1 rRNA gene is annotated in these 246 nt (G+C 51.2%); it reads left to right on the top strand.

The annotated features are described in order from the left end of the window. Window positions 1-145: 145 nt before the first annotated feature. Window positions 146-246 (top strand): 5S ribosomal RNA (gene rrf / locus WFK81_RS30820); the annotation flags it as partial.

The following is a 246-nucleotide window of genomic DNA, read 5'->3' as shown; positions in this document are numbered from 1 at the left end:
TATCGGAAGGTGCGGCTGGATCACCTCCTTTCTAAGGAATACCCGATCACGATGATGATCGGATAAATAGGCAGGATATCGCAGCTCGTTGTCAGTTTTGAAAGAACAATTCAAATGAATTGAATATCTTTCTGCAAGTCATCCGTTTGGTGGCGATGGCGGAGGGGAACCACGCGTTCCCATACCGAACACGACCGTTAAGCCCTCCAGCGCCGATGGTACTTGGACCGCAGGGTCCTGGGAGAG

It is taken from the genome of Paenibacillus sp. MMO-177 (assembly GCF_037147795.1).
Lineage (GTDB): Bacteria > Bacillota > Bacilli > Paenibacillales > Paenibacillaceae > Pristimantibacillus.
This window is presented reverse-complemented; position numbering and strand designations above follow the sequence as displayed.